This is a genomic window from Streptomyces sp. NPDC003042 (assembly GCF_053591315.1).
In genome coordinates this window covers 1-7,590 of the sequence record NZ_JBSFTP010000146.1, presented here as the reverse complement: position 1 = coordinate 7,590, position 7,590 = coordinate 1, and the positions used below count along the sequence as shown (strand labels likewise).

9 protein-coding genes are annotated in these 7,590 nt (G+C 68.6%); 5 read left to right on the top strand and 4 right to left on the bottom strand.

Translation table 11 applies throughout. The annotated features are described in order from the left end of the window. Positions 1-146 precede the first annotated feature (146 nt). A complete protein-coding gene (locus ACWDYJ_RS35460; RefSeq protein ID WP_451569730.1) occupies positions 147-752 on the top strand; it encodes a hypothetical protein in 606 nt (201 codons plus the stop codon). 65 nt (positions 753-817) lie between these two features. Next, complete coding sequence (gene pip, locus ACWDYJ_RS35455) at positions 818-1,783, top strand: prolyl aminopeptidase (RefSeq protein WP_451569729.1); 966 nt, start codon at positions 818-820, stop codon at positions 1,781-1,783. Positions 1,784-2,067: 284 nt separating this feature from the next. On the opposite strand, the gene ACWDYJ_RS35450 is transcribed toward pip, so the two are convergent. Beyond that, complete coding sequence (locus tag ACWDYJ_RS35450; RefSeq protein ID WP_451569728.1) at positions 2,068-2,583, bottom strand: hypothetical protein; 516 nt, start codon at positions 2,581-2,583, stop codon at positions 2,068-2,070. Positions 2,584-2,878: 295 nt separating this feature from the next. Between ACWDYJ_RS35450 and ACWDYJ_RS35445 the strand changes: the two genes are divergently transcribed. Next, a complete protein-coding gene (locus ACWDYJ_RS35445) occupies positions 2,879-3,262 on the top strand; it encodes a hypothetical protein (RefSeq protein ID WP_451569727.1) in 384 nt (127 codons plus the stop codon). 12 nt (positions 3,263-3,274) lie between these two features. Here the strand turns inward: ACWDYJ_RS35445 and ACWDYJ_RS35440 are convergent, their stop codons facing one another. Both ACWDYJ_RS35440 and ACWDYJ_RS35435 read right to left on the bottom strand, forming a co-directional pair. After that, entirely contained in the window at positions 3,275-4,810 is a 1,536-nt protein-coding gene (locus ACWDYJ_RS35440) for a hypothetical protein (RefSeq protein WP_451569726.1), read from the bottom strand. Between the two features lie 689 nt (positions 4,811-5,499). After that, on the bottom strand, positions 5,500-6,114 hold the full coding sequence (locus ACWDYJ_RS35435) for a TIGR04222 domain-containing membrane protein (protein ID WP_451569725.1): 615 nt from the start codon (positions 6,112-6,114) through the stop codon (positions 5,500-5,502). 294 nt (positions 6,115-6,408) lie between these two features. Between ACWDYJ_RS35435 and ACWDYJ_RS35430 the strand changes: the two genes are divergently transcribed. Together ACWDYJ_RS35430 and ACWDYJ_RS35425 are read left to right on the top strand one after the other, a co-directional pair. Further along, positions 6,409-6,573 (top strand): hypothetical protein, encoded by a 165-nt coding sequence (locus tag ACWDYJ_RS35430; protein WP_451569724.1) that lies wholly within the window; start codon positions 6,409-6,411, stop codon positions 6,571-6,573. Positions 6,574-6,950: 377 nt separating this feature from the next. After that, positions 6,951-7,259: an STAS domain-containing protein gene (locus ACWDYJ_RS35425; protein ID WP_451569723.1), complete on the top strand. Its 309-nt coding sequence runs from the start codon at positions 6,951-6,953 to the stop codon at positions 7,257-7,259. A 143-nt stretch (positions 7,260-7,402) separates the two neighbouring features. Here ACWDYJ_RS35425 and ACWDYJ_RS35420 read toward each other — a convergent pair. Continuing rightward, a partial coding sequence (locus tag ACWDYJ_RS35420; RefSeq protein WP_451569722.1) for a hypothetical protein occupies positions 7,403-7,590 on the bottom strand: 188 nt, incomplete at its 5' end.

Here is a 7,590-nt window from a genome sequence, read left to right as displayed (position 1 = left end):
CACGTGGGTTCCGATGGGAAGATCCTCGACCGTGGCAGCCCACGCATCACGTGCTCGGCCTGCTCTTGAGTCGTCTGGCCAGGAGTACTCGATCACGGGGCGATCATGCCAAAGCGGCGTGACGTGAGCAGTGACCGTCACGAAATGTGGACCACAGCCGTTTTCAAAGAGCGCCATCAACCGTTCCCTCCATCCCGAGGCAGGAGCCTCAGAACCTGCTCGACGAGGACGATCGCTGGCCGCTCCTCCAGCGCTGTCTGACCGACGAGGCCCTGCCTGCGGACGTCCGGGCTGCCGGCGCGATCACCCTGCTGTTCGGTCCCTCCACCGAACGCCTTTGTCACCTGACGCCTGAGCACCTCAAGTTCAGCGGCAAGGACACCCACCTGGTTCTGGGCCGCCACCCCGTCCTGCTGCCTCCACGACTCGCCGAACTCCTTCGGCGCCTCGCCGACCAGCCCCAGCTGCGGCCGCAGCTCTCGCGAGTCTGCCCAGGCCCTCGGTGGCTCTTCCCGGGCATGGTCCCGGGCAAGCCGATCTCGACGCACGGCATGACCCAGAAGCTGGGCCGCCACGGCATCCCGGTTCGCACCTCGCGCAACGCGGCGCTGGCCGCCCTTGCTGCGGATCTTCCCAGCCCGATCCTCGCCGACGTGACCGGGATGCACCGCCACACCGCGTTCCGCTGGGTCGCCTACGCCAGACGCGACTGGGCCGAGTACCTCGCCGCCCGAGCTGCGGACAAATCGTGATACCTCGTTCCAGTCCTCGACTAACCTCGCGAGGTTGTTCTTCACGCCTTCAGGAGGAGTCCGTCATGGCCCAGCCGTTCCCGCCGATCGAACCGTACGCGCACGGCTTCCTCGATGTCGGCGACGGCAACCAGATCTACTGGGAGACGAGCGGCAACCCCAATGGAAAGGCGGCGTTGTGCGTGCACGGAGGCCCCGGCAGCGGGGGGCGCCGCGGCAGTCGCAAAATGTTCGATCCCGAGACGTACCGGATCGTCCTGTTCGACCAGCGTGGCTGTGGTGAGAGCCAGCCTCACGCCTCCGACCCGACTGTCAGCCTCGATCACAACACCACCCACCACCTCATCGCCGACCTGGAGCGGCTACGCGAGCACCTGGGCATCGAGCGCTGGCTCCTCTACGGCGGCTCCTGGGGCTCGACGCTGATTCTCGCCTATGCCGAGCGCTACCCCGAGCGGGTCTCCGAGATCGTCATCGTCGGCGTCACCATGACCAGGCCCGAGGAGACCGATTGGCTCTACCACGGCGTCGGGCTCCTGCTGCCCGGCCCCTGGGAAACGTTCCGCGACGCACTGCCAGAGGCAGACCGAGACGGCAATCTCGTGGCCGCCTACAACCGGCAGATGAACAGCATGGACGAGGCAGCCCGGGCCAAGGCCGCGCGGGACTGGTGTGCTTGGGAGGACGCCGTCATCGCCCACGAGGCACTCGGTCAGCCCGGCGCATACAGCGACAAGCCCGACGACGCGCTGATGGCCTTCGTCCGGATCTGCGCGCACTACTTTGCGAACGATGCCTGGCTTGAGGACGGGCAACTCCTGCGCGACGCGGGCCGACTGGCCGGGGTCCCAGCGGTGCTGATTCACGGCCGGCTCGACCTGGGGAGCCCGCTGAAGACCGCGTGGGAGCTGGCCAAGGCGTGGCCGGACGCGGAACTGAAGGTAATCGACGACTCGGGCCATACGGGTAGTCCCGCGATGCAGGACGCGATCCTTGAGGCGACTTCGCGGTTCGGCAGGAACGGGCGGTGACTGGCTCCGCATCGTGTTGGTTCCTCGACGAAGAAGAGAGCCGAAGAGGGGAATAGTGCATGGTCGGAATAACCCCCTCCCGCCAGTAATCAAACACCTTAAGCGCGACTGCCTGAGCCTCCAGCGCACCCCGGACGGCACCGTCTACCGCCACCGCCTGCACAGCCTCGCCTTCAAGGGTGAAAACGCCGGCGGTGTGCCCGCCGCTTGGATCGTCACCGCCCCGGTCGCCCGCGCCATCGCTGTCCTCGAGCGCCTTCAGCCCGACAATCAGCCCTACCTGTTTACGTTCCTGCCCAGCTCCCACCACCACCGCCAGTCGCCGACGCCCCGGCGCCGTATTCGACAGCAACACCACCAACACCGGCATCACCGCCCTCATCGGCTGGATCAACTCCTACTGCGCCCGACACGCACGCCCGGACGGCATCCCCACCACGCAGGGCCGTCTGCCGCACCTGACCACACGGCAGTTCCGCCGCACCCTTGCCTAGTTTATCGCCCGCCGCCCCGGCGGGACGATCGCCGGGGCCCTGCAGTACCGCCACCAGCGCATCCAGATGTTCGAGGGCTACGCCGGGACCAGCACCTCCGGATTCCGCGACGAAGTCGAAGCCGAGGAAGCCCTCACCCGCGGCCAGGTACTCGCCGACATGGCCGCCGACCCCGACCGGCCTCGGCTGACAGGACCTGCGGGCGCCGAGGCCGAAGCCCGCCTCACCGCCCTGGCCCAGTACGCCGTCTTCGACGGCCAAGTCGTCACCGACGAAGCCCGCCTGCGCCGCATCATCGCCCGCCACGACCCCCACCTCTACCCCGGCCGCTTCCTCACCTGCGTCTACAACCCCGACCGCGCCCTCTGCCGCACCCCGGCCAGCTCAGCGGACACCCCAGCCATGGGCGACTGCCAGCCCCTGGCCTGCCGCAACACCGCGCTGACGCCCTACAACCACCGCGCCCTCACCGAGCACCTGGCCGAGCTGACCGCCTCCCTCGCCGATGGCGACCGCCTCGCTCCCTACCTCCGCCACCGGCTCACCGAACAACGCACCGCCACCGAAGCGTTCCTCACCCGCCACGCCTTGGAGAACAGCCGTGAAACGCCCGCTGCCCGATGCCGACACCGTCAAGGCGGCCATCGACACCGTCCACGAACAGGCCCTTGCCACAGGACGCCGCCCCACCGTCACCGCAGTCGAGCGGCACCTCGGCATCCCGCACGCGACCTTCCACCGCCACTACCGCGACCTGGTCGAGAAACACTTCCTCCCTCGAGTCCCAGCCCCCGCACAACCGACCCCCGCCGAAACGGTCAGCGGGCGCACGGACGAGAACCTGAGCCGGCTACGGCGGGAGAACACTGACCTGCGCCGCACCCTGGCCCTGTACGAGGAAGCCATCCGCGAGCTCACCCTCGAAAACGACGCCCTCAGACGGCAGGGCACACTCATCGCGCTCCCCACCGGCCGACACCCGTAGAAGAGGCAACTCTCAGGCGGGCCGGGGTGCTGCAAGCGTCTGCGCAGCCTCTGCGGCCCGGCGCAGATTCTCGGTGGGGTGAGCAAGGCCGTCGAGCATGGTCTTCCCCGACCGGAGTGCCGCCTGGGCCACCTCGTGAAGACCGAGCGGCACGGCAGCCTGTGTGATGAGGAAGTATTCCTCGGTCACCCTCACCCCCAGGCCGAGCTCCCGCCAAGTGAAGGCCTGACAGGACGGTTTCGGTAGATCAAGATCGAGCGCCAGCTGATTGGTAGGCGGCAGTGGTGGCGGGCCGTCAAGTAGCGTGACTGCCCGCTGAAGGGACTGCCAGGCTGCCTCTACCTCGCCGTGGCGGCGTTGCAAAGAGGCGAGGTCGACGAGGGCCGCGCCGCGCTTGCCGGCGTCGTCCTGCAGGGACGCGTGCAGGCGGCGTGCCCGGATCGCCTGCCCGAGGTCCCCGAGGATCTTGAACTCGTTGGCGAGAGACCCGAGCAGGGCCCCATCACGCGGGCCTGTGTCGTCGAGGATACGTATGAGCGCGGCGCGGGCCAGTTCGGTCTGCCCCTGGCGGCGGGCCAGCGCCGTCCAGGTGAGGTCGTATTCGTCGTGGGGATCCTGGCCGTAGTTCGACTCGTCGAAGTCCGCCGCCCACTGCGTGAGGGCTCGTGCGGAATCGGGGAAACCACCGAGTAGGAAGTGGAAATCGGGGTCGGACTCCCGCAGGGACCACAGCAGAGCGTGGTCCTCCGTCTCACCGTGCAGGGCGACCAGGACCGCGGCGAGGCGGAGTTCTGCAGTGGGGCCGCGGCGGACTTCCTGCCGCAGGAGTATGCGCAGAAGCTGCAGGTCGCCCGGCTGCCGGTCGAACTGGGCAGCGCGCAGAACGGTGGCCCTCCGTACCGGATCGCCCGCAATCGCGTCCCAGCAGTCGCGGTCCGCCCGCATCCGGGCCAGATCGGTCCGGCCGGGAGCGAGAACCGCCTGCCAGAGCGGCGGACGCCGAAGACGGTCCAGCAACTCGTACGCGCAGCCTTCATCCGCGTTCAGCAGCAGGAACTCCGGCTCGGTCCGCAGAAGGGACTCCTGGAGCCTGTGCAGCAGCTCCCTCCTGGGGAGCCGGCGCAGACCCAACCCGCTGAGCAGCGCGCTGCGATCGGCGTCCAGCTCGGGGCCGTAGGAGCCCCGAATCTCGTCTTCGGTCCCGCTGAACACCGCCTCCAATGCCTCGTCATCGGCCGCGAGGTCGAGTTCGGTGTAGTCGTGCCAGCCCGGCAGACCAAAGAGGATCTCCAGAGCCTCGTCCATGCTGGCACCGATGAGACCTGCCTCGCCCTCGGAGCTCGCGTACAGCACAGCCCCATCGGCACATATGAAATAGGTTCCGCCGGTGTCGTCACCCGCCACGGCCCTCAACGTCGCTCCGCTCGCCAGACGGACCTCTTCCCCGTGCTCGGCCCGGTCAAGATCAAAATCGAAGGATCCCGCAGCCAGCCTCACCAGATCAGGATTCCGGCGCAGGACAGCAAGTAGGTGGTCGGGGCGTGTCATGGCCGGACCGTAACAGCCGCCGCTGACACCAGATGGTGCACGGTCTCAATAGCGGAAGGTTTACGTAGCAAGACCACCGGACACCGGACACCACAGAACCCTGTCCATAACTTCTACTCAAAGGCCACCCCCGACCGCAGCACGGCCGGCCCCGGCAGCCGCTCCGCGGCCTGCGCATCGGCTCAACCGGCGGCCTGAGCACCATCCTGCGGCCTCCCTCGCTGTCGCCTCTCTTCCAGAGTCGGCCAGAGCAGCCACGAGCGGGCGGAACGGGGCGGCCGCCGCATCATCCGTCCGAGGGGCGCAGCGGGGCCGTCAGAGCCGGCCAGAGGCCACTGTGCGGGACGGTGGCGGGATGCGTCGCTGGACCCTGCACTGCTCCTCGCCGCGCTCCTTACGGCCTGAAGGATGCGTCACCGTTCACCCCGCCCCTACCCGGCCCGCCGCGGCATCCTCCGAGGCGGTACCGGCGGACGACAAACCCGCCGGCCCGGTGCCGGTACGACCAGACAGTGGGCGGGCACGGCCCCTCTCCCGCCTGCCCGCGCCGGCGCCCCCAGCCCCGGCCGGCACCGCTCCCGGAGCGCGCCCCGCACCCGGCCCCGACCGCCCCGCACCCGCAGCGCCGTTTGACCGCGTGCCATTGGAGTGTGAGCAATCCGACCCGCAGTGAACTGGCCTGTGAGACCTCACTCGCCCCCTCCCCCTCCCCCGCCTCCGCCTCCGTCTCCGTCTCCGCCACTGTGACCGCCGCCGAAGTGTGTGCCCATATCGGGGCCGGAGTCGCCGTACTGGCGATTGCCCGTGCGTCTCGGAGGCTGGCCGCGACGGGCTGGACCCGCCTGCGCGCGGCCCACCGGGCCTCGCACGGCCCCTTCCCAGCGCGGGCTGCGATGAGGGAAGACGTACGCCAGCATGCGCGGGTCAAGCTGGGCCTGTTGGAGATGTCGCCGGCCCGCAGGGGTCATTTGACGCTCCGCGCCCGTCACCAGACCCCATGTGGCCAGCCCGCGGCCGATCTTCTCAATCTCCGGGGAGCGTTGCAGGACGGCTCGTACGATGTCGATGTTCGTCGGGCGCCCGCAGAAGACGACCATCGCGCGCTCGACCGGATGCAGAGCTTGTTTCCCCTCCACGGAATGGACCTGTGCGTTGTGCACCATGAGCAGCCCACGCTGGTTCAGCGTGGTGACCGCACTGTCCACCACATGCTGGGCCCCGCCCGCCAAGAACGCGACGTCATACACGTCCAGGGCTCTCGTCTCGCCCGAGCCCCTGACGATCCACCGGAACACCCACCGCATACCAGACCCGCCCCCGTTTTGGCCCACTTCACCTGTTGGCAGTGTCACCTCACAGCGCAGCGACCAACCGCCTTCCCGCCATCTCAGAGCAAGACTTGAGCTACGGCCTTGGCAGCGGCCACGCCAACGCACTGGTCGCACACACCCCGGCCGGCAACGGCCCGGGTCATCGTTAGTAGTTAGAAGCCGTTGTCTTTCCGATAGTGACGGGTGCGTTTCCGCTGGTCAGGCATAGTGACGGCGCCTCGGTGGCAGAGGCGGGGTGTCGTGTCGTCTCTTCGGTGGAGGTGCCGGATGCCGTCGGTGATGGGGCTGCTTGAGGAGCGCGAGCGTGCTGCTCGGCAGCGGGTGGAGGTCCTGCAGGCCGAGCTCCAGGAGGCGGAAGCCGCGTGGGAGTGGTTCGTGATTGCCCGTCAGACGGTGGCCGAAGTCCTGGCAGAACCTCCTGTGGGCGAGTAGGTGTCGCTGGCCGGGGTGGCCGGTGAACGGCCTGCGCGGGTCGCCGGGGCGGTGCAGCCGAGGTACGTACGCTGTTGGCCCGCGCCACGGCCCTGATGCTGCTCGGCCTGATCTGCGGCCAGATCTCCCGGACTTCGGCCTTCGTCAGCCAGCCTTCCCCGTCCTCAAGGTCCTGCTCGTCCGCTGCCCCCATTCGAAGCCCGCCCCCTCGCTCGCTTGATACCCAGACCGCCGAAAGATCACCCGGCCGGGCAGTCACACTCGAACTCACACCCACCGTGATCGGTAGAGAAACGACTTCTCACACTGGCGCCTGTGAGCGCCTGGTCAGGATGGTGGCACCGCGGGCCTCGGCGCCTGCGGGGGAAGGAGATCGGATGATCACTACGGACGTCCAGCACTGCGGCAGCTCCGTCCTGATCAGTGCCAGCGGGCAGCTCGACGAGGACGCGGAGACGGCGCTCCAGCAGGCACTGGACGGCGTCGCCGTCGACGCGCGGGACCTCATTGTCGATCTGCACGGTGTGGTGTCCATGGACTCCTGCGGTCTGCTCCACCTCCTGGACCCGCACCGGCGCGCGGAGTGCCTGGGCCTGCGCGTCCTGGTCGTCGGCTGGCAGCGCCAGCCCCAGCAGCTGATGGCCGACGTCGCCGGCATCCGCGGGCCGGGTTCGGCCACCGGGTAGCGGTACGCGCTGGCGGGCTTCCGCCGGCTGATCGAGCAACGCGCACAGCATGGTCGGCACTTCGCGGACTTCGGTGTCGAAACGCCGATCGTCCTTGAGGGGGGGCGACTCACGGCGCGTCGGTTCGAACGGAGACAGTGCCGTCAGTTGTCCTCGGCAAGGATGAGATCGGCTGCGTGGTGCGGGCAGGCAGGGGTGTGCCAGGTCATCGACAGGAACTCCCCGTCAGCACTGAGTGTTTTCAACGGGTTGTTTTGGCCCCACTGGAACGGTCTGCGGTGGCCCCACTTTTGGGCCGTGTGGGTGAACGGTTCAGGTGGCGCCCCGGAGG